The following is a 22,509-nucleotide window of genomic DNA, read 5'->3' as shown; positions in this document are numbered from 1 at the left end:
TTCTAGTTGTTAGATATAAAATAAATAGGGCTCAAGCCTTTATTCATCTTGCTTAATTGAAAAAATACTTTAAATATTTGTTTTTCATTACGCTTTTGATAAGCTCTATCAGCTTGTTTTCCGGCATATCCGGCAAAACCGAAGCGAATATTGCCGAAGAAGATAATTATGTGCCGCAAACCAATGACACAATTCCTCTTTTTCCGGTAAAGAAAACACAGATAGAAACATATAAAGACCTGAATACAAATCCTCCGGCAGACTTAAAAGATCCTGACAACATCAAAAATTCGGTGGAATATGATCCGGTAAGCGGATTATATGTCTTTCGTACAAAAGTAGGGGATCATGAGGTTGCCACGCCATTCTCCCTTAGTCCGGACGAATATATGGATTATACACTGAAGCAATCCATGAGCAGATATTTCAGGGGAAAGAATACGGAAGCATACAACAACAAAGACGAGAAAGATGAATTCTCGCTGAAAGATATAAAATTAGACATCGGTGCCGCCGATAAATTATTCGGGCCGGGAGGCGTAAAGGTAAAGACCCAGGGATATGTAGAGGCCACTATGGGCATCAAGCATAACAGTACAGACAACCCTACCCTTTCGGAACGCAACAGGAGCCATACAGCTTTTGAGTTTAAAGAAGACATCCAGATGAACGTTACGGCATCTGTGGGCGACAAGGTAAACTTCGGAATGAATTACGATACCAAAGCCCTGTTCGATTTCGATTCAAAGAAACTAAAACTGGGCTACGAAGGGAAAGAAGACGAAATAATAAAAAAGATAGAAGCCGGAAACGTGAGCATGAGTACAACCAACTCGCTCATTAACGGCGGGACCGCACTATTCGGTATCAATGCCGAACTACAATTCGGTAAACTCAGGATAAACACGGTCATATCGCAACAGGAATCCCAGTCGCAGACAGTAAATACAAAAGGAGGTGTGCAAACGACCGAATTTTCATTTAAGGCAGACGAATACGAGGAAAACAGGCACTTCTATCTAGGGCATTACTTCAGGGATAATTACGACAATGCCATGAGCAAGATCCCTTATGTAAGTTCTCCCGTTTCGATCACAAAAATAGAAGTTTGGATTACAAATAAAAGAGGAGATTACACCCAGTCACGAAATATAGTAGCCTTTGCCGATATCGCGGAGCGGGATGTTATAAAGAATCCGAAATGGACAGGCACAGGTTCCATAAAAACGCCTTACAACGAGGCCAACAACCTGCACAGCAGCATTACGTCCGGTTTTGCCGCGGCAAGAAATATATCGCAGGTTACAGAGTTATTCAATGGCTACCTTGAAAGCGGCCTCGACTACGAAAAGGTAGAAAGCGCGCGCTTGCTGAACTCTTCAGAATACACCTATAATGCCCAGCTGGGCTATATATCATTAAACACACCCCTGCAAGCGGATGAAGTACTGGCTGTAGCCTACCAGTATACAATGGGCGGAAAAACATATCAGGCAGGAGAACTTACAACAGATATTTCGGCTAATTATGATTCAGGCAATAATAAATCGGGAGCTTTATTTGTAAAATTGTTAAAGCCTGTCTCGCTGTCGCCACGTTCATACACATGGGACCTGATGATGAAAAACGTATATTATCTGGGGGCGAACAGCATTCAACAAGACCGTTTCCGGCTGAATATATCTTACCAGTCTGATACACTGGGTACATACATCAACTATATACCTGAGGGAAATATCAAAAACCAGCTCCTGATAAAGGTGATGAACCTGGACCGGTTGAATTCACAAAACAAGGAAGTTACACAAAAAGACGGAACCAAAGGCGATGGTATATTCGACTATGTGGAAGGGTTTACCGTACAATCTCAAACAGGACGTATCTACTTCCCCGTTGCCGAACCATTCGGGAAACACCTTGCCCGTAAAATAGGGAGTTCCTCTATTGCGAAGAACTATGTTTATCAGGAATTGTACGACTCTACATTGACTGTCGCCAAACAAATAGCCGAAAAAAACAAATTCAAGATATACGGGACTTACAGAGGTTCAGCCACCAACAGTTCAGAAATAGATCTGGGTTCCACAAACATACCCGAAGGTTCCGTAAAGGTTACGGCCAATGGCATGACGCTTACCGAAGGTACGGATTACATCGTAGACTATACATCCGGCAGGGTTACCATCATCAACCAGAGCCTGACAGACTCGGATGCCAATATACAAACATCTCTGGAAGAACGGGCGCTGGGCATGCAACGGAAAACGCTGATGGGGTTAAATTTAAGTTATGATATAACGAAGAATTTCAACATTGGCGGAACCATCATGCACCTGTACGAAAAACCGCTGACCACAAAAACGGTTATCGGAGAAGAAGCAGTAAAGAATACTATCTGGGGGTTGAATACATCATTCAAGACAGAATCGATGTGGCTTACCAACCTGATCGACAAAATTCCGTTTGTAGAAGCTACACAACCGTCCAACATCAGTTTTATGGGAGAATTTGCCCACATGATACCGGGACATTACCAGAACAAAGAAACCGGAGGCTATTCATATCTGGACGACTTCGAATCATCCCAATCGAGCATAGACCTCAAAAGCTCGTACGCGTGGTCACTGGCCTCCACACCACAAAACTCGACAGAAGATCTGAATTTATTATACCCTGTCACACCTAAAGACAAGGAAGATATTGCCTATGCCAAAAACAGGGCGATGTTGGCATGGTTCTCGGTAGACCCTCTGTTTACACGGAGAGGTTCATCACTCAAGCCGGGGCACATAAGCGCTGAAGACCTGTCCAATCACTACGTCCGTGAGATAGGGATTAGCGAAATATATCCGAATAAAGATATAAAATACACCGAATCGGCTACAATACCGGTGCTGAACCTGTCTTATTACCCCGACGAACGGGGGCCATATAATCTGGACGCTACACAAATGAATTCGGATGGTAAATTATTACAGCCGGCGAAACGCTGGGCAGGTATTACCCGCAAAATGGATGTACGCGATTTTGAATCGTCAAACATCGAATATATCGAGTTCTGGCTGATGGATCCTTTTGTGTATAATTCGACCAGCGCAAATCCGAACAAAGGGGGAGATTTATATTTCAACCTTGGAGAAATTTCCGAAGACATATTGAAAGATGGAAAAAAATTCTACGAAAACGGGCTTCCTGTCGATGGAGATCCTGCCGCTTTCGAATATACGGTCTGGGGTAAAATGCCGACACGGCAATCTACAGTATATGCATTTGACGACAACCAGGGTGATACTGCCAGAGAAAAGCAGGACGTAGGATACAACGGCCTCAACCGTTTTGAGGAAATGGAACATGATATTTACAAAAAGTTCCTGACCGAGTTCAAATCCAGAGTGTCACAGGCCGTACTGAATGAGATGCAGGATGACCAGTTCTCTCCGTTGAATACGCCTTCAAGGGATTTGTATCACTTCTACCGTGGTTCGGATTACGACAGGGAAGAAAAAAGTATTCTGGATCGTTATAAATATTACAATGGTACTGAGGGCAATTCCAAGCCTACAAACCAAAGCGGGGAAAGTTACTCTACTGCGGCACGTACTACTCCCGATGTAGAAGATATAGATCAGGACAATACCTTGAACGAAAACGAAGCCTATTTCCAATACAAAGTTCCGTTAGACCCTGACAAGATGGAGATCGGCGATAGCTATATCGTAGACAAACGGGAAGTGAACGTAACACTCCGTAACGGAAAAGAAGAGCGGGTAAACTGGTATCAGTTCAAAGTTCCGGTTCGGCAAGGAGACAAAAAAGGGAATATACAGGACTTTAAGAGCATCCGCTTTATGAGAATGTTCCTTACAGGCTTCGACCAGCCAACCTTCCTCCGTTTTGGGACACTACAACTGGTACGTGGCGACTGGCGCATCTACGAACAAGACCTGACTGACGGCAAAGCTTTGGGTAACGGTACTATCGATGTTTCTACTGTCAATATAGAAGAAAACGCCGACCGTAAGCCGGTCAATTATGTATTGCCTCCGGGGATCAGCCGTTCCATCGACCCAGACCAGACTCAAGTAACCAAAGAAAACGAGCAATCACTATCAATGCGCGTCTTAAATCTGACACCCGAAGATTCCCGCGCTATATACAAAAATACATCTTACGACCTGAGACGTTACAAACGCATACAGCTCTTTGTCCATGCAGAGAATCTGATAAACGAAACCGACCTCCAAAAAGGCGAACTGACCGTATTTATGCGTTTAGGCTCAGACTATAAGAACAACTATTACGAATATGAAATCCCTCTGACAATCACACCCGAAGGCAGTTATAGCAACAACAACACCAATGACAGGTATGCAGTATGGCCACAGGATAATATGTTCGACCTCTCTCTTGAATTGCTAAAAGATATAAAACTAAACAGAAACAGGGAGAAGCGCAAAGCCAACTCAACCGTGTCTTATACAACGGAATACACAGAATATGACCCTGACAAGCCGAATAACAAAATCAGCGTCATGGGTAACCCGTCCTTGTCTGATGTATATGTAATCATGATAGGTGTGCGTAATGACTCTAAGCGGGTTAAATCGGGCGAAGTATGGATAAACGAACTCCGCCTGACCGATTATGACGAAGAAGGCGGATGGGCTGCTCAGGGGAATCTGAATGTAGCGCTTTCCGACATAGGGAATATAAGCGTATCAGGACGAAAAGAGACTGCCGGATTTGGAGCATTAGACCAGAGCCTGATGGAAAGGCGTCAGGATGACTACCATACATACAGCATTGCCGCCAATTTAGAATTAGGCCGGTTCTTCCCCGAAAAGGCCAAAGTGAGCATGCCCATGTATTACTCCTACTCTAATGAAACGACAACACCTAAATATGATCCCTTTGATCAGGACGTTACGCTAAAAGAATCGATGAGCCTGGTAGATACCAAAGCTGAGAAAGATTCGATAAAGAGCCTGGCGCAGGAAAAATCGACAACGAAAAGTTTCAGCCTTAATAATGTAAGAGTAAACATACAAAGTAAGACACCGATGCCTTACGACCCGGCAAACTTTAGTTTCGGCTACTCATATAGCCAGACAGAGAGAAAAGATCCGAGTACGGTCTATGATCTTACGAAGAATTACAACCTGACATTCAGCTATAATTATGTTCCACTGGCAAAAACATGGGAACCATTCAAAAATACGAAGAGTAAATCCGGGGCAGCTAAATTTGCGAAATCGCTTGGTTTCAACTATCTGCCCAGCAATATATCTTTCGATTCCAGGATCAACCGCTATTATACCGAAACATTGTTGCGTGACATCGAAAGCTATTCGCTTGGAGGGGAAAACAATAGCGAGTTCTTATCATGGAGCCAGTCATTCCTCTGGGACAGGGATTTCAACATAAGCTGGGATTTCACAAAGAACCTGAAATTCTCCTTCCAGTCGGGAACCAGAGCCGAAATAGAAGAACCATTCCTGCAAGTGAATAAACAGCTTAACCGTGGCGACTACGAAATATGGAAAGACTCTGTGATGCACAGCATCAAGAATCTGGGAAGCCCGCTATCATACAGGCAGATAGCGCGTGTGACTTACCAGTTCCCGTTCCGCAACATCCCTGCTATGGACTGGCTCACATCCAATGCAAGCTATACAAGCGGCTACCAATGGGATCGCGGGGCAGAAGTAGATAATGTTGAAATAGGAAATACCATCAGCAACAATATTACCGTAGAGCTTACAAACAGGCTCGATATGGTTTCGCTGTACAACAAATGGGGATTCCTCAAAAGAGTTAACGAGCGGTTCGATTCCAGACGAAGGCAGTCGCCAAGCCAACGCCAGCAAGCAAAACGCCAGCCCGAAAAAAGACGCTTTTCTCAAGATATAGTTTTGCGAAAAGATACTACATACACTTTAAAGCATGGGCTAAACACGAAAAATATACAAGTACTAGCAAAAAAGGACGGGAAACCATATTCCATAAAATACAAAAAGACGGACGAAAATACGATACTGATAACGAACAAAGATTCTGCAAATATACAAATCAACATAGAAAATAAGTCGGGGGACTCCGGTACGTCCAAAATACTGACTGACATTGCCGAATACTCAGCCAGGGGATTGATGTCTTTACGCACGATAAATATCAATTACTCAAAACGTAAGGAAACGCACATTTCAGGTTTCATACCCGGGGTTGGAGACATGTTCGGACAAAAAAGCTCTGATGAATACGGGCTGGTACCGGGGTTGGGTTTTGCTTTCGGATTTGAGGGCGGGGAAGAATTTATCAATAAGTCGTTAAACAGGGACTGGCTGTTGATGAACGACACCATGAACATTTCGCCTGCCGTATACTCCAGCGCCGAAAAGCTTGACATCAGAGCGCAGATAGAGCCCTTCAAGGATTTCAAGATAGAGCTGAACGCCAGTTATGAAAATAATAAAAGAACAGAACTTCAATACATGTACGAAGGTATGCCTCGCACACTAGGCGGGAATTTCTCAATGACCACCATTGCCTTGAAGACTGCGCTCAGGAGCAGTAATGCCAAAAACAACTACCAATCCGACGCGTTCGACCAATTTCTGAAAAACAGGGAAACGATAACAAACCGCTTAGAATCACAGTATTCGCAGACAAGATACCCGATGGGTGGATTTATGGGTGAAACAGGTTATAGCGGATTACAGTACTCTTCGGCAATCGGGGCTGTAGACCCTAACTCGGCAGATGTTATGATACCCGCTTTCATAGCAGCTTATACAGGGAAGGATGCCGGCAAAACCTCGCTATCTGCGTTCCCGTCCCTTCTGTCATTATTACCCAACTGGACTATAACCTACGACGGATTGATTAATATACCTTTCATTAAGTCGAAATTCAAGTCGTTGAGGTTAAACCATTTGTATAGTTGTTTTTATCAGGTGGGCAGCTACAGCTCTTTTACCGACTGGATGCAGGCCGACGGAGGAGGTGGCGACCTCGGATATATACGTGATATCCTCAGCGGTAACCCTACCCCATCATCGCCATACAATATCTCATCGGTAGGTATTACGGAGCTATTCAGGCCGCTCATCGGTGCAGAAGGTATTCTGAACAATAATATGAACATAAACAGCCAGTACAACCATTCGCGTACGATTACACTGAATATGTCGTCCTATCAAATAATAGAATACCTTGAAAAAGAATTCGTATTGGGATTCGGGTACCGTATCAATGAATTTAACCGTGTCATCGGACTCACTTCCAGAACTCCGAAAAACTTCAACAACGACCTGAATATCAAAGCGGATGTGTCGTACAAAACAACCGAATCGCTGCTGCGTAAGATAGAAGAAAGCTACACACAGGCAACCAGTGGAGTAACCATCTTTACACTAAAACTATCGGCAGATTATACACTAAGCAGAGCCTTAACATTGAGGGCTTTTTACGATCGTATTTTGAATAAACCATTAATATCATCATCTTCATACCCTACAACAAACAGTAACTTTGGTATTAGTCTAAAATTTACGCTTATACAATAAAAAATATTTATAAGTTTGCATAAGAAAAAAAATCCTTTATGTTTATTTTTTCAAATGTTAAACAATATCTTACTTTCATTTGTTAAATAATTATTCAGAGCAAAGCAAGTTAATGTTTGATAATTTTAGCGTATATTTAACTGACTAAAGAAGATTGAAGTAGAAAGAGGAGCAAAGAAAAATGAAAAAATCAACTATTTGGATACTTGCAGCGATAATGGCTGTTACATTCTTTGGCCTGTTGTACTTACAAATAACCTATCTCCGCGAATCTATCAGATTGAGGAGTGATCAGTTTAATGAAGCGGTCAACCGGAGTTTAGCTCAAATTTCCAGAAATCTGGAACTAGATCAAACAAAAAAATATCTGGATGAAGCGTTCATTGAAACTCAGAAAAAAGACGCAGCGGCCTACAAACGTTCCCTGGCATTAAAAAATCAGCCCCAGGAAGAAACTGTTACCCATCAGCAAAGAGCAAAAGTAACAGCACCTGACGGAACTGAAATTTATATGGAACACAATGTAACCACAGTACAGACAAAACCACCTAAACAGGTGTTTCAGTCGCCAAAAGGAGGCACAAATGCCATCTCTAAGACGTTCTTCGACCTACAGGAAGAGCAAATGAAGCGATATCTCTACGAAAAAGACATTATGAACGATGTTCTTAACAGGATATTCAAATCTGCCAGTGATGTACCATTGGAAGAAAGAATAAACTTTAAGGATATGGAAACCAACATAAAGTATGAATTAAAAAATAATAATATAGAGTTACCGTTTCAGTACGAAGTTGTAGATAAAAATGATAAACCGGTGTACAGGCAGCCACGTTTTTTGGATAAGGATAAAAAAAATGTCTATCAACAAGTATTATTTCCTAACGATCCACAAAACAAAGTGACCTATTTAAAGGTTTATTTCCCAGATAGAGGACATTATCTGTCCAGTGAAGTATCATTTCTGTATCCGGCTATTATATTCACATTTATCCTGCTGGTTACATTTATAATCATGATCTATATCACATTCCGGCAAAAGCGTTTATCGGAAATGAAGAGTGACTTTATGAACAATATGACCCACGAACTAAAAACCCCTGTGTCAACCATATCGCTGGCAGCCCAGATGTTAAAAGACGGGTCGATAACCAAGTCTCCCGAAGTATTTAAACATATATCAGGCGTAATAAATGATGAAACGGAACGATTGAGTTTCCAGGTGGAAAAAGTACTCCAGATGTCCCTGTTTGAGAAACAGAAAGCCACGTTGAAAATGAAGGAATTAGACGCGAATGATATAGTCGTAAGCGTTGCCAATACATTCCAGCTAAAAGTAGAAAAATTCGGAGGAAATCTGGATATAGACCTGGAGGCTACCGATTCTACAATAGAAGCCGATAAGATGCATTTTACGAATGTCTTGTTCAACCTGCTTGATAATGCTGTAAAATATAGAAAGGAAGATGTGCCTTTGGAGCTGATGATTCGAACATGGAATAGCAATAATAAGCTATATATGTCGATAGAAGACAATGGCATCGGTATAAAAAAAGAATACGTAAAGAAGATCTTCGAACGATTCTACCGTGTATCGACAGGTAACAGGCACGATGTTAAAGGATTTGGACTCGGATTGGCATACGTGAGAAAGATAATAGAAGATCATAAAGGGACTATAAAAGCAGAAAGTGATTTAGGAAAGGGTACTAAATTTATTATTTGTCTGCCAATAAGGAAAACTAAAGATTAGTCCGACAAAAACAAAACAAGAAGTAAACTGTAAATAAGTAAGTTATGGAAGAAAAATTGAAATTATTTTTATGTGAAGATGACGAAAATCTTGGTATGTTGCTAAGAGAGTATCTTCAGGCAAAGGGTTATGACACTGACCTCTATACCGACGGGGAAGTCGGCTACAAAGGTTTTGTCAAAGAAAAGTATGACCTGTGTATACTGGATGTCATGATGCCTAAAAAAGACGGTATCACTCTGGTAAAAGAAATCAGGGCGATCAATACAGAAATACCTATCATATTTTTGACAGCAAAGAATATGAAAGACGATATTCTGGAAGGATTCAAAGCCGGAGCAGATGACTACATCACCAAACCTTTCAGTATGGAAGAACTCGTACTTCGTATCGAAGCCATTTTCCGCCGTGTGAAAGGTAAAAGAAGTAAAGAACAGCAAATTTACCAGTTTGGTAATATGAACTTCGATACTCAAAAGCAAATTTTGACGATCAACGGGGAAAGTACTAAACTGACAACCAAAGAAGCCGAACTGCTGGCTCTGCTATGCGCTCACGCTAATGACATTCTGGAAAGGAATCATGCCCTGAAACAAATCTGGGTAGATGATAACTACTTCAATGCCCGCAGTATGGACGTGTATATCACTAAGTTGCGTAAGCTATTGAAGCCGGATCCAAGTATCGAGATTATCAATATACATGGTAAAGGCTACAAATTAATAGCACCTGTAAGCGAAGAAGAAAGCGCTGAATAAATAAGCGAACGATGATAAAAAGCCTGGTTAATTTAAAAACAACCGGGCTTTTGTATTTTAAGAACCGGTCTAAATTTTTCCTAAATAATTTTTCACTTTTGAGATAGGCTATTTATTTCGTTTTTCACTTTTAATCCCCTACTTTTGTATTCAAAAATTAAAAGAGAAACAAATGAAACAATATCACGACCTGTTGAAACGTGTCCTTTCGGAAGGTGTAGAGAAAAGCGACCGTACAGGAACAGGTACAATCAGTATTTTCGGGCATCAGAGCCGTTACAATCTGGCCGATGGTTTTCCTGTGCTCACAACTAAAAAGTTACACTTAAAATCAATCATATACGAACTACTCTGGTTCCTTGCCGGAGACACCAATGCAAAATATTTGCAGGATCACGGCGTACGCATCTGGAACGAATGGGCAGATGAGAATGGAGATCTAGGGCATATCTACGGCTATCAATGGCGTTCATGGCCTGATTATAATGGAGGGCATATAGACCAGATAACCAACGTTGTAGATACATTAAAAAATAATCCCGACTCGAGGCGCATAATAGTTAGTTCGTGGAACGTAGCCGATCTGCCGAATATGAACCTCCCACCCTGCCACGCTTTTTTCCAGTTTTACGTGGCGGATGGTAAACTGAGTTTGCAACTTTATCAGCGCAGTGCTGATATTTTTCTGGGTGTACCATTCAATATAGCTTCCTACGCCTTGCTATTGAAAATGATGGCACAGGTAACTGGTTTACAAGAGGGAGACTTTATCCACACACTAGGCGATGCGCATATATACACTAACCATCTGGAACAGGTAAAGCTCCAACTCTCGCGCGACCTTCGCCCATTGCCACGTATGATTATCAACCCGGATGTAAAAAGTATTTTCGACTTTAAATATGAGGACTTCCAGCTCGAAGGATACGACCCGCATCCGCATATAAAGGGAGAAGTAGCTGTATAAACGGTTTCTACGATATGATATGACTATCAGGAAAGGAATCGTTTCAGATATAGATAATTTAGAAAATCTATATAACGATCTGAATGACTATCTCGAATCGAATATAAACTATCCGGGATGGATAAAGCACGTCTATCCAGTCAGAGAAACCGCAGTAACAGGGATTGAAGAAAATAACCTCTTCGTTCTGGAAAATAAGGGTACAATCATCGGGAGCGTTATCCTCAACCATAAGTCGGAAGACGCGTACAATCAGGTTAAATGGAAGATTGACGCGGATTATAAGGATATCATAGTAGTCCATACGCTCGTTACAAAACCTGATAGCATGAATAAGGGGGTCGCATCCCAATTGCTGAATTTCGCAAAAGAATACGCGATCAGCCTGAATATGAAATCCATCCGGCTGGATGTTTCCATAAATAATACAGTAGCGATAGCCTTATACGAAAAGCATGGATACGAATATATAGGAACAGTGGATTTAGGGCTCGGATATGAACACCTGAAATGGTTCCGCCTTTATGAATTGACCTTATAAATGATAACTGCCTGCAAATACAGTTTATATACCACTAACACATCAAAAATCCTTCATTATTTTTTGTTAATCCAATGAAAAATAGTAATTTTGCGAGCCGATTATTACGAAATAAAACGTAAAAAATTGATTTGCAAATGATTATCGCCTATTATATCTTAGCTCGATAAGCGGATAAAAGTTGTGTAAATCAAAAAGTCATTAACCAAATTAATTTTTAATTAAGTGGATACTTTAAGTTATAAGACCATTTCAGCGAATAAAGCAACCGTACAAAAAGAATGGGTTGTGATTGACGCAACAGGCCAGACTCTGGGACGTATGGCCTCCAAAGTGGCAAAACTTCTGAGAGGGAAGTACAAACCAAGTTTTACTCCGCACGTTGACTGTGGCGACAATGTTATCATCATCAATGCTGATAAAGTAGTGCTTACAGGTAACAAGTGGAACGATCGCGTTTATCTGAGATATACAGGTTATCCTGGAGGTCAAAGAGAAGCAACTCCTGCCGTATTGATGGAAAAAGGAGCTGACCGCTTAGTACAGAAGGTTGTAAAAGGTATGCTACCTAAAAACCGTCTTGGTGCTGCCCTTCTTAAAAACCTTTATGTATATGCAGGAACAGAGCACAAACATGAGGCTCAACAACCAAAAACAATAGATATTAACGCTCTTAAATAATAATTAATGGAAGTAGTAAATGCAATAGGAAGACGTAAAGCTGCTGTAGCTCGCGTATTCGTAAGCGAAGGAACCGGAAAAATTGTTATCAACAAACGTGAACTAGACAATTACTTCCCTTCAACTATTCTTCAGTATGTTGTAAAACAACCGCTAAGCAAATTGGCTGTTGCCGAAAAATACGACATCATGATTAACCTTAACGGTGGCGGATATAAAGGACAGGCAGAAGCTGCACGCCTTGGTATCGCCCGCGCACTGGTTAAGATCAATCCGGAAGATAAGTCTGCTCTCAGAGCCGAAGGATTTATGACTCGTGACCCACGCGTTGTAGAACGTAAAAAACCGGGACAACCAAAAGCAAGAAAAAGATTTCAATTCTCAAAACGTTAATTTGGATATTATCTTACCCAATTGCGCTTTGTCGGCTTATGCCGCTTAAAAGTTACAAGTTGGTTAATATATAATGATGAGTCGGCCTCATCTCTGAAATTACGTTTAGTATCTAAATTGCCGGGACTTCTGCAAATGAGCTACCCGACAATTCGCTAACAGAAAAAGAAAGTAAACGAAACAAAAAACTAAAAATGGCAAAATTAGAATTCGACCAATTATTAGACGCTGGTGTACACTTCGGTCACTTGAAGAGAAAGTGGAATCCGGCTATGGCTCCTTACATCTTTATGGAGCGCAATGGTATCCACATCATTGACTTATATAAAACAATAGCTAAGACCGAAGAAGCTGCTGCCGCTCTGAGACAGATAGCTAAATCCGGAAAAAAAATATTATTCGTAGCCACTAAGAAACAAGCGAAACAAGTTGTTACCGACTTGGCTACATCCATTAATATGCCATACGTTGTAGAACGTTGGCCAGGTGGTATGTTGACTAACTTCCCTACAATACGTAAGGCTGTTAAGAAAATGTCAACTATCGACAAAATGGTGAAAGACGGAACTTTCGACACATTGTCGAAAAGAGAAAGACTTCAGGTTACACGCCAACGCGCTAAACTTGAAAAAACATTAGGTTCTATTCAGGACCTGACACGTCTTCCTTCTGCCCTGTTCGTAGTAGACGTAATGAAAGAACACATTGCCGTAAGAGAAGCTAACCGCCTTGGAATACCGGTATTTGCAATGGTAGATACCAACTCTAATCCAGAAGATATCGATTTCGTAATCCCGGCTAATGACGACGCTGCAAAATCTATCGAACTTATCTTGGGTAGCCTTTGCGATGCAATCAAAAAAGGCCTTGAGGAAAGAAAGATAGAAAAAGCTGACAGCGCTGCTGCCGAAGCTCAGGACGAAGAAGGTACTCCTAGAAGAGAGCGCAAAGCAAAAGCAGGTGCGAAAAAAGCTGTAACAAAAGAAGACCAGGACGCAATAAATGCTGCAGTAGCCAGCAAATTTGCGAAAGAGGACGAAGAATAATAGTATAAAAGACTAAGTAAATAGCCTCTAAGATTGTCTTCTTAGAGATTATTACTTAGTCTTTTTTTAATAGTAAACGAGTTGACAGGATACAGGTTAACAAGCTGGCTTGTATAAAACAAAACTCGTATCGCGTACTTTGTTTACTTGTTAACCATAATAAAAATTATAAACCAAAATAAAAGGAGAAAGAATATGGCAGTTTCTATGGCAGATATCCAACACCTGCGCAAAATGACAGGTGCAGGTATGATGGATTGCAAAAATGCTTTAACAGAAGCAGAAGGAGATTTTGACAAAGCAATCGAAATAATTCGTAAAAAAGGACAGGCTTTCGCTGCAAAACGTGAAGACCGTGATGCATCTGAAGGATGTGTACTTGCTGCAACAAAAGGAGATTTTGCTGCAATAGTAGCAGTAAACTGCGAAACTGACTTCGTAGCAATGAACGCTGATTTTGTAGGAATGACAAAATCTATCCTTGATGCCGCTTTGGAAAGCAAACCGGCTGACATTGAAACATTAAAGGCTGCGCAAGTTAATGGCCGCAGTGTTGCAGACCTTGTAACAGACAGAATGGGTGTTACAGGCGAAAAAATGGAATTCAATATTTACGAACATATCACAGCTCCTACCGTAGTAGCTTATATCCATCCGGGTAACAAGCTTGCTGCAATCGTAGGGTTCAACAAACCAAATGTTGACGAACAAGTAGCGAAGGACGTTGCTATGCAGATCGCGGCAATGAATCCTGTGGCTCTTCTGGCTGAACATGTATCTGAAGAAATAAGATTGAGAGAAATTAATCTCGCAAAAGAAAAAGCCCGTGAAGCCGGAAAACCTGAAAACCTGATAGAAAGAATAGCTGAAGGTGCACTACAGAAATTCTATAAAGAATTCACACTGCTTCAGCAGGAATTTATCAAGAATCCGAAGCAAACAGTAGCTCAATATCTTGAATCTCACGATAAAGAACTTGCTGTTACAGGTTTCAAACGTTATACATTGAACGCTGAATAATCAACTATTCGATTATAAAAGAAAGTGCAATCAGAAATGGTTGCACTTTTTTTATTAGAAAACTAACTCTGATTTTGTGATGATAAAGCTTTGGAATTGTCTAATATAAAGAGATCTTTGAAATAATATTCTGTTCACCCAAGAACCGGTTTTGAATTTTAATTTTCTGTTGTTGCAGATAAAAAGTAACAATAAAAACAATAAAAGAAGAGTCACTTTTGTCACTTTTTAACAATATTGAGATTGAGTATAGACAAACGGCCTTTTTAAAGCCTGTCACTTTTTCACCTCTCATAAATTACAATCATATAATATCGCTTTTTTTTAGTAGTTTTGCATCAGAACTGATTTCTGCAAATGAAAGAAAAATCACTTAAAGATAAAACCGTTTCAGGACTAAGCTGGAGTGTTCTCGACAAACTATTCCAGAATGCATTTGTCTTCGTTGCAGGGATACTGCTAGCGCGCCTGATAGACAGAGAGAATTATGGACTGATGGGAGTGCTGGCTATCTTTACAGGGTTAGCCAACATTCTGCACGAAAGCGGTTTTAGCAGCGCCATCATACGGAAAAAGAATGTTACCCAATCAGATTACACAACAGTATTTTATCTGAATATATCTATTGGTATCAGCTTATACCTACTTTTATTCTTCCTTGCGCCATTCATCAGTGATTATTACGAAAAGCCTATATTGACGCCTTTGTCCCGGTTCTTATTCCTGTCGTTCCTGTTCAACTCTTTCGCCGTAATACAAAATGCGCGGCTCGTTAAAGAAATCAATTACAAACTCATTACTAAAATCAATACGTTCTCCGTATTTGTTTCATACTCTATTACTTTAGTCCTTGCTTATTTCGGCTTCGGAGTATGGGCACTGGCTGCACAGGTGGTAATATGGACTTTCCTGAAAGTCTGTTGCCTCTGGATTTTTAGTAAATGGAAGCCTTCCGGCTCATTCAGTAAGGAATCTTTCAAGGAGCTATTCAGCTTTAGTTCTAAACTCGTATTGGGCAGCATCATAAATTCTGTTATGGTAAATATACCCCAGAATATAATAGGAAAGTACTATTCGCTGGGAATAGGCGGACTATACAATCTGGCATACCGTAACTACAATTCGGCAAATGACGTCCTGAATGGGTCTGTATATAGTGTCTCCTACCCTATCCTATCCTCTATACATGATGATGAGCACAGGCTAAAGCATATATTCAGGAAATTTATCAGGATTAAGGCCTTTATTATATTTCCTATGTTTATGGGGATAATACTTGTAGCCGAATCGTTTATGCATATTCTAGGCGAACAATGGCTGTCTGCCGCCCCTATACTGCAATTACTATGTATCGGCGGTATCTTTTCGGGACTGGAAACCACTAATGGGGATATACTCCGCATTAAAGGGAAATCAGGTATAATCCTTATACTAACAATAATCCATGCTATCCTCATATTCGGGTCGATAAGCATTCCTTTTATCTTCGGGCTCGATTACCTGTACTACATTGCCGGCATATCGTCAACATATATTATCAGGTACATTATCTCCAGCATTATCTCCAGCAAACTTATCAATTACAGGCTTATAGAATTAGGCAAGGATTTGCTGCCATATTTCGCCATATCCCTTATCTGTATCATCTGTGGTTATTTGCTGTGCTATATCGTATCTCAACCTATTATTCTGATGATTTGCCAGATTATATTCGTAGGGATATTATACATAGGCTCCTTATACTTCTCTAAAGCGAGAATACTGAGGGAAGCGATTGAATATATTGCCAATAAAAGGATAAAAAAATGAAAGTCAGTATCTGTATCCCGGCTTACAAGCATATCGACTTTCTCAGGCGTTGCCTGGATTCTGTTCTCGAACAGGAATTTACCGACTATGAAATCATAATTACCGATGATTCTCCTGACAACTCATTACAAGAATTCATAGACAGATATTCAGATAGCCGAATAAAATATTTCAGAAATGGAAAAGCCCTCGGCTCTCCACTGAACTGGAATGAAGGAATAAAAAAGGCGGCAGGCGAATATATTAAAATACTGCATCATGACGACTGGTTTACCTCTCCCAAAAGTTTAGGTAAGTTTGTCAAACTGCTGGATGAAAACCCGCAAGCTGACATCGCATTTTCGGCAAGCTGCGATATTGATAGCAATAATAAGCAAAAAGTACATATAGCCGGTAACGCTTTTTTAGAGAATGTAGCCAAAGAAGCAGAATCTATATATTTAGGAAATAGGTTTGGCGCACCCAGTGTCTGCATTTTCAGGAATAAAGGCTATTCATTCGATACGAACCTTATCTGGCTTGTTGACATAGATTTCTATATACGGCTTATTGCAGCCGGAAACAATACATTCGGCATCACACAGGAAATATTGGTAAATATTGGCGTCAGCGAATTTCAGATAACGCAACAATGCCTGACAGAGAGCAAAGTCCGTATCTCGGAAAAGATATATTTATACAATAAATACTATTTGGAGAAGAAATCTTCCAAATACAGGAAATCCCTCCTGAGGTATATGGGCAGGGAAGGGATAGTGAATACTTCCGGTTTGAAAAAAGTATTGCCTGATGCCGGTTTTACTTTTACAGCTACAGACTCATTACGGGCATACATATATTATATAAAAAGAAGAATAAGGAATTTTTTACCTCGATAGTTATGATAATCAGGCGGGAGAAATATACATTAAGGCAGCTAAATATCGATGATGCGGACTCAATAGCGAAACACGCCAACAATATAAATATATGGAATAATGTACGTGACTATTTTCCACATCCCTATGCAAGACAGAATGCCATTGACTTTATCACATTTGTTAATCAGAAAAAGAATGTAGAGGATTTCGCCATCGCAATAGACGGGAATGTAGCAGGCATGGTAGGCATTGTGCCGCAAACTGACGTAGAACGTGTAAGTGCCGAAATAGGCTACTGGCTGGGAGAAGATTTTTGGAACAAAGGGCTTATGACAAACGTTGTAATAGACGTGGTTGATTATGTTTTTAACAATACCCCTATCATTCGCTTGTTTGCGCCTGTATTTGAATATAATACCGCATCGATGCGGGTATTACAGAAAGCAGGGTTTCAAAAGATCGCCATCTTAAGGAATGCAGCTATAAAAAATAATAAAGTCATTGATATGCATTATCACGAACTTGTAAAAAAATAAGATATGATTATTATAATGTCCCCTGCCAAGTTGCAGGACTTTGAAACGCCGGCACCGGTAAAAGACGCTACTAACCCGCTATACGGGAAGGAAGCAAAAGAATTGTATAAGTCGATGGAAGGTATCACTGCCGGAGAAATAGCCTCTCTGATGAGTATCAATCCTCAGCTGGCACACGACGTATATCAGTATATACATGCGTTTCCCCTGAGCAAAACGCCAAAGAAACAGGCGGCATTTGCTTATAACGGCATCGCCTACAAAGGGCTGGATGCCGAAACATTCTCAAAGAAAGACATGGACTTCGCCCAAAAGCATTTAGTGCATATATCAGGGCTTTACGGAGTACTGCGCCCGCTGGATTTGATAAAGCCCTACCGTCTGGAGATGCAGATACCTGTAGTAAACAATAAAGGTAAAGACCTGTATGCGTTCTGGAGCAATACTATCAGTAACTACCTCGCCAAACAGATGAAAGGGGATGATAATATTCTGGTAAATCTGGCATCGAAGGAATACGCCAAGGCCGTGAATAAAAAGTTATTGCCTAAAGGTCATCGAATAATAACCCCTATTTTTAAACAGCAGACAGATAAAGGATACAAGCAAATAGTAGTATATGCTAAAAAAGCGAGAGGCATGATGAGCCGCTTTATCATCCAAAACCAATTAACGGATATTGAGCACCTGAAAGCGTTCGATACCGAAGGATACTGTTTTGCACCGCAGCTTTCGGACGACAAAGAATGGGTATTTATAAGATAATTATAAATTAAGTACTAAGTTGAAATTAGTTTATAGTATTCGCATTTATATTAATGCTTATAATCAGACATATACATTTAAAAATAATATAAACTAATTCGTGTTCTGTACTTATGAGTAATAAATTATGAGTTAAAATTAGCTCTATCCTATTATGTAAATGTAGCTGAATTACGCCCGAAAAATGTTTGCTTTATCCGGCTAAATTACCCGTTAACTCATAACTTATAACTTGCAACTTATAACTATTTTAAATAACTTTGCACTGCGAGAAAAATCACAAATTAAAATAAAAAACAAAGATGAAAAAGGTAGTATTGATTCGCCATGGAGAAAGCGTTTGGAACAAAGAAAACCGCTTTACAGGATGGACAAATGTTGACTTGTCGGAACAAGGAGTTCAGGAAGCTCTTAAAGCAGGACAACTGTTGAAAAAAGAGGGTTACAAGTTCACGCTTGCTTATACTTCTTATCTCAAAAGAGCTGTTAAAACGCTGAACAACATCCTTGACCAGATGGATTTGGACTGGATTCCGGTTGAAAAAACATGGCGTTTGAACGAGAAACATTATGGTATGCTCCAAGGCCTGAACAAGGCCGAAACCGCAGAAAAATACGGAGACGAACAGGTTCTTGTATGGAGACGCAGCTATGATGTTCCGCCAGCACCACTAGATCCGTCAGATCCACGTTCTGCGTCACAAGACCCTCGTTACGCAGATGTGCCTAAAGCATATATTCCGGAAACAGAAGCATTGAAGGAAACAGTAGATCGCATCCTTCCGTACTGGCAGGAAGTTATTTACCCATCTTTGATGTGTCACGACGAAATCATCGTTGCAGCACATGGTAATAGTTTACGCGGTATCATCAAATATCTGAGAGGTATTTCAGACGAAGATATCGTAGGTTTGAACTTACCTACTGCCGTACCTTATGTATTTGAATTCGACGATGACCTGAATCTTGTAAAAGACTATTTCCTTGGCGATCCTGAAGAAATCAAAAAGCTGATGGATGCTGTCGCTAATCAGGGGAAAAAGAAATAACAGTCATTTTTTTGAATGAAAAGACTACGTGAAGACGTAGTCTTTTTAATTCAAACAAAAGCCGAAAAGCCCAATATTGAATCTTCTGATTTATATTGACCATACCTGACATATATAAAGTTTCGTTTTTTCACAAACTAGTATTAGCGTAAAACTACATTTATCATTATGAAACATGCAAAATACCTGCTTTCCATCATCTTTAGCCTTATTATTATAGTAGCTTGTAGCAGCGACAGTGAAAGTAAAGACATAATTCAGCCGACATTAGAAATTGATCAAAACGAGACAATACATTATGTAGGAACTGAAGCCTCCTCTTTCTCTATAACTGTAAAATCAAACACTAAATTTACAACTACATCTTCTGCTACAGACTGGTGTCGTACCGAAACAGACAGCAAAAAAGAAACGGGCAACCTGATAATCTCAGTAACAAACAATCCTAACCCGAATATCCGTTCAGCTGAAATAACGGTAAAAACAGATGGACTCTCTCCTATAACAATAAAAGTAAACCAATTCGGAACAAGCCCAACTATCCTCATCGATGAAAAAAATATCGAGTTAACAGATGAAAATCTGGAATTCTCTCTCAATATACTAACTAACATAGAAATTGAACCACAAACTCCCGACTGGATTACAGCTTCATTAATATCCGATCGCGGGTTATCAGGAATTTACAAATTTACAGCATCTGGATTGCCCGACAGTGATATTGAACGCACAGGTGAAGTGACCATTACTTCAACAAATCCCAAGATAGAAATTGCCCCGGTCGTAATACCCGTATTACAGAAAAGGACTACCTATCCCCGCTTCGCTGTTATCTCAGATACGCATTTCGGATTATTTTCCGATTCCAAGGAAAGAGTAAGCAGGGCGCTGAAAAATATGACCAGTAAAAGCCCTCAATTAGATGCAATATTTGTTGTGGGAGATCTAACTAATTCTTCAAGACTAAGCGAATATGATGAATTGATACAGGTTTTTAAAGAAAATGTACCAAAGACAACATCCGTATTTTATATGCTTGGAAACCACGACCATGCATGGCACGATGGTAATCCGGTATCAATATTTATGAACAAACTTAAGCAACCGATAAATCAGTATATAAAAATAAAAGGATTCCCATTCATTACCATCAGCCTGAGAGGTGCATACGATAATTACTTTTATACTCAAAGTGAAATAGATTTCCTTTCTGATTCTTTGGAAGATGCCAGCCAAAAATATCCCGGTCGCCCTATATTTGTATTTACCCATGCAGGTGTTCTTAATACAGTATATGGAACCGGATCTTCCGAAGGATGGGGTGTCAATGATTTATCTTCGATATTACATAAATATCCTCAGGTCATTCTTTTTTCCGGACACTCACATTTTCCGGTAAGCGATCCCCGCTCTATTCATCAGGGATATTTCTCGTCTGTAAATGTTGGTAATACCTCATATAGCGAGATAGAAGCCGGATTTACAGAAGGCGTTCATCCTCCCGGAAACGAAATGATTACCGAAGGTATCATTGCCACAACAAAAGAAAACCTTGATGTGGAAATGGAAAGATGGGACACATTCCGTAATGAAGAGATTCTTCCCAGGTGGATAGTGAAAGCGCCACATAATGGGACAGCATTTACTTATGCAAACCGTACCGGAGGAAGTAATCCATCCTTTAGCAGCGGAGACAAACCAGCGATAAGCAATATTACAGCAAATGCATGTGTTGTTTCGTTTCCTCAGGCCACCGACGATGAAGTCGTTCACCATTACATTGTGCAAATACTGAACGGCAACGGAGAAGCATATAAAACCATAACTATCTTCTCACAGTTCTATCTGAATAGCGAAACGCCTGATCCGCTTGATGTTAATATTTCAGGACTTGAGTCTGGAACAAAATATACGATAGAAATAACGGCAGTAGATTCTTATAATAATAAATCGGGTAAAATATCCAGCGCTGAATTTACAACAAGTAATTGAAACAAGAAATATGAAATAGAAAAGGGCAGCCTTTTCATATTAAGAGCCTGTTTAAATTTTAGCGAAAATTTTTATTACAGGTTCAGGTCAATAGTTCTTAGCAATTTTTTTATGCTCTTTTTAGCGGATTTTTGGCTCCGCCGATTTTCAATTCCCTTTTTACTCTTGGTTTAGCCCGCTAAACCGGCTAGCAAAAATGATAAAATCCATCTAAAAATAGCTATAAAAAAGATTTGCTATAAAATTTAAACAGACTCTTAAAATTAGAACTTTATGTCCTAATCTTTGTTAAAGCAATGAGAAAGATTTGTTACACAGTTATCAGCCCCTTACCCTTTGGGCACTCCCTGCCCCACCCTGCCCCCCAAAAAGGGAGAGAAGCGAGGAGAGAGTTGCAAAGCGATGGCAGATAGAAAATGTGATAATAATTTCTTTTCATTAAGTAATTGTTTAAATTTTATTCGTTCAAATTTTTAGAGATGTTTTGGAGATGTTTTTTTCTTCCGCGAAACGATAATAGCGGGCTATTTGAGTTGAGAGAAAGGAAAAAACAGCCGAAAACAGACTAAAAATGAACGAAGAAAAAGGTATAATAAAATATTCGTATAAAATTTAAACAGTTACTTCTATGTTGTAATCCAAATATTCGGAGTATTATTTTTCGTTTTTATTTTTTTTTCATAAAAACAACTACATTTGTATCAGGAAGTTGAAGAGGAAACAGGCTCTGCTGGGGAGCAACTTGTCAGCAATACACTTCCTGCGTTACGCAGT

General features: G+C 40.1%; 15 protein-coding genes. All 15 read left to right on the top strand.

All coding sequences use genetic code 11. The features are described from left to right. Nucleotides 1-77: 77 nt before the first annotated feature. The 15 genes from sprA to D0T84_RS02870 all read left to right on the top strand — a co-directional run bounded on the left by sprA (nt 78) and on the right by D0T84_RS02870 (nt 21,735). Nucleotides 78-7,565: a cell surface protein SprA gene (gene sprA, locus D0T84_RS02940; protein ID WP_163305862.1), complete on the top strand. Its 7,488-nt coding sequence runs from the start codon at nt 78-80 to the stop codon at nt 7,563-7,565. 181 nt (nt 7,566-7,746) lie between these two features. Continuing rightward, nucleotides 7,747-9,318 (top strand): sensor histidine kinase KdpD, encoded by a 1,572-nt coding sequence (locus tag D0T84_RS02935; protein WP_163305860.1) that lies wholly within the window; start codon nt 7,747-7,749, stop codon nt 9,316-9,318. A gap of 44 nt (nt 9,319-9,362) precedes the next feature. After that, the gene (locus D0T84_RS02930) at nt 9,363-10,076 is read left to right on the top strand and encodes a response regulator transcription factor (protein WP_163305858.1); all 714 of its coding nucleotides are present in this window, start codon (nt 9,363-9,365) and stop codon (nt 10,074-10,076) included. Nucleotides 10,077-10,248: 172 nt separating this feature from the next. Then, nucleotides 10,249-11,043, top strand: a complete 795-nt coding sequence (locus tag D0T84_RS02925; protein WP_163305856.1) for a thymidylate synthase — start codon at nt 10,249-10,251, stop codon at nt 11,041-11,043. Between the two features lie 19 nt (nt 11,044-11,062). Then, complete coding sequence (locus tag D0T84_RS02920) at nt 11,063-11,584, top strand: GNAT family N-acetyltransferase (RefSeq protein ID WP_163305853.1); 522 nt, start codon at nt 11,063-11,065, stop codon at nt 11,582-11,584. A gap of 225 nt (nt 11,585-11,809) precedes the next feature. After that, on the top strand, nt 11,810-12,265 hold the full coding sequence (rplM, locus tag D0T84_RS02915; RefSeq protein ID WP_163305850.1) for a 50S ribosomal protein L13: 456 nt from the start codon (nt 11,810-11,812) through the stop codon (nt 12,263-12,265). A 6-nt stretch (nt 12,266-12,271) separates the two neighbouring features. After that, complete coding sequence (rpsI, locus tag D0T84_RS02910) at nt 12,272-12,658, top strand: 30S ribosomal protein S9 (RefSeq protein WP_163305847.1); 387 nt, start codon at nt 12,272-12,274, stop codon at nt 12,656-12,658. Nucleotides 12,659-12,852: 194 nt separating this feature from the next. Beyond that, nucleotides 12,853-13,704: a 30S ribosomal protein S2 gene (gene rpsB, locus D0T84_RS02905; RefSeq protein WP_163305844.1), complete on the top strand. Its 852-nt coding sequence runs from the start codon at nt 12,853-12,855 to the stop codon at nt 13,702-13,704. Nucleotides 13,705-13,899: 195 nt separating this feature from the next. Further along, nucleotides 13,900-14,724: a translation elongation factor Ts gene (tsf, locus tag D0T84_RS02900; protein WP_163305842.1), complete on the top strand. Its 825-nt coding sequence runs from the start codon at nt 13,900-13,902 to the stop codon at nt 14,722-14,724. 357 nt (nt 14,725-15,081) lie between these two features. Further along, the gene (locus D0T84_RS02895; RefSeq protein WP_163305839.1) at nt 15,082-16,533 is read left to right on the top strand and encodes a lipopolysaccharide biosynthesis protein; all 1,452 of its coding nucleotides are present in this window, start codon (nt 15,082-15,084) and stop codon (nt 16,531-16,533) included. Then, on the top strand, nt 16,530-17,411 hold the full coding sequence (locus tag D0T84_RS02890; RefSeq protein WP_163305836.1) for a glycosyltransferase family 2 protein: 882 nt from the start codon (nt 16,530-16,532) through the stop codon (nt 17,409-17,411). The genes D0T84_RS02895 and D0T84_RS02890 overlap by 4 nt, the downstream gene beginning before the upstream one ends. A gap of 2 nt (nt 17,412-17,413) precedes the next feature. Further along, on the top strand, nt 17,414-17,929 hold the full coding sequence (locus tag D0T84_RS02885) for a GNAT family N-acetyltransferase (protein WP_163305833.1): 516 nt from the start codon (nt 17,414-17,416) through the stop codon (nt 17,927-17,929). A 3-nt stretch (nt 17,930-17,932) separates the two neighbouring features. Beyond that, nucleotides 17,933-18,694, top strand: a complete 762-nt coding sequence (gene yaaA / locus D0T84_RS02880; RefSeq protein ID WP_163305830.1) for a peroxide stress protein YaaA — start codon at nt 17,933-17,935, stop codon at nt 18,692-18,694. A gap of 302 nt (nt 18,695-18,996) precedes the next feature. Continuing rightward, nucleotides 18,997-19,743 (top strand): 2,3-diphosphoglycerate-dependent phosphoglycerate mutase, encoded by a 747-nt coding sequence (gene gpmA / locus D0T84_RS02875; RefSeq protein WP_163305828.1) that lies wholly within the window; start codon nt 18,997-18,999, stop codon nt 19,741-19,743. Between the two features lie 168 nt (nt 19,744-19,911). Continuing rightward, nucleotides 19,912-21,735 carry a metallophosphoesterase gene (locus tag D0T84_RS02870; RefSeq protein ID WP_163305826.1) on the top strand — a complete coding sequence of 608 codons (1,824 nt, stop codon included), beginning with the start codon at nt 19,912-19,914 and terminating at the stop codon, nt 21,733-21,735. The last annotated feature ends 774 nt before the right edge of the window (nt 21,736-22,509 follow it).

The organism is Dysgonomonas sp. 521 (assembly GCF_010501055.1).
Taxonomy (GTDB): Bacteria; Bacteroidota; Bacteroidia; order Bacteroidales; family Dysgonomonadaceae; genus Dysgonomonas.
Note: the sequence above shows the minus strand (reverse complement) of the source record. Positions and strands in the feature narration are given on the sequence as shown.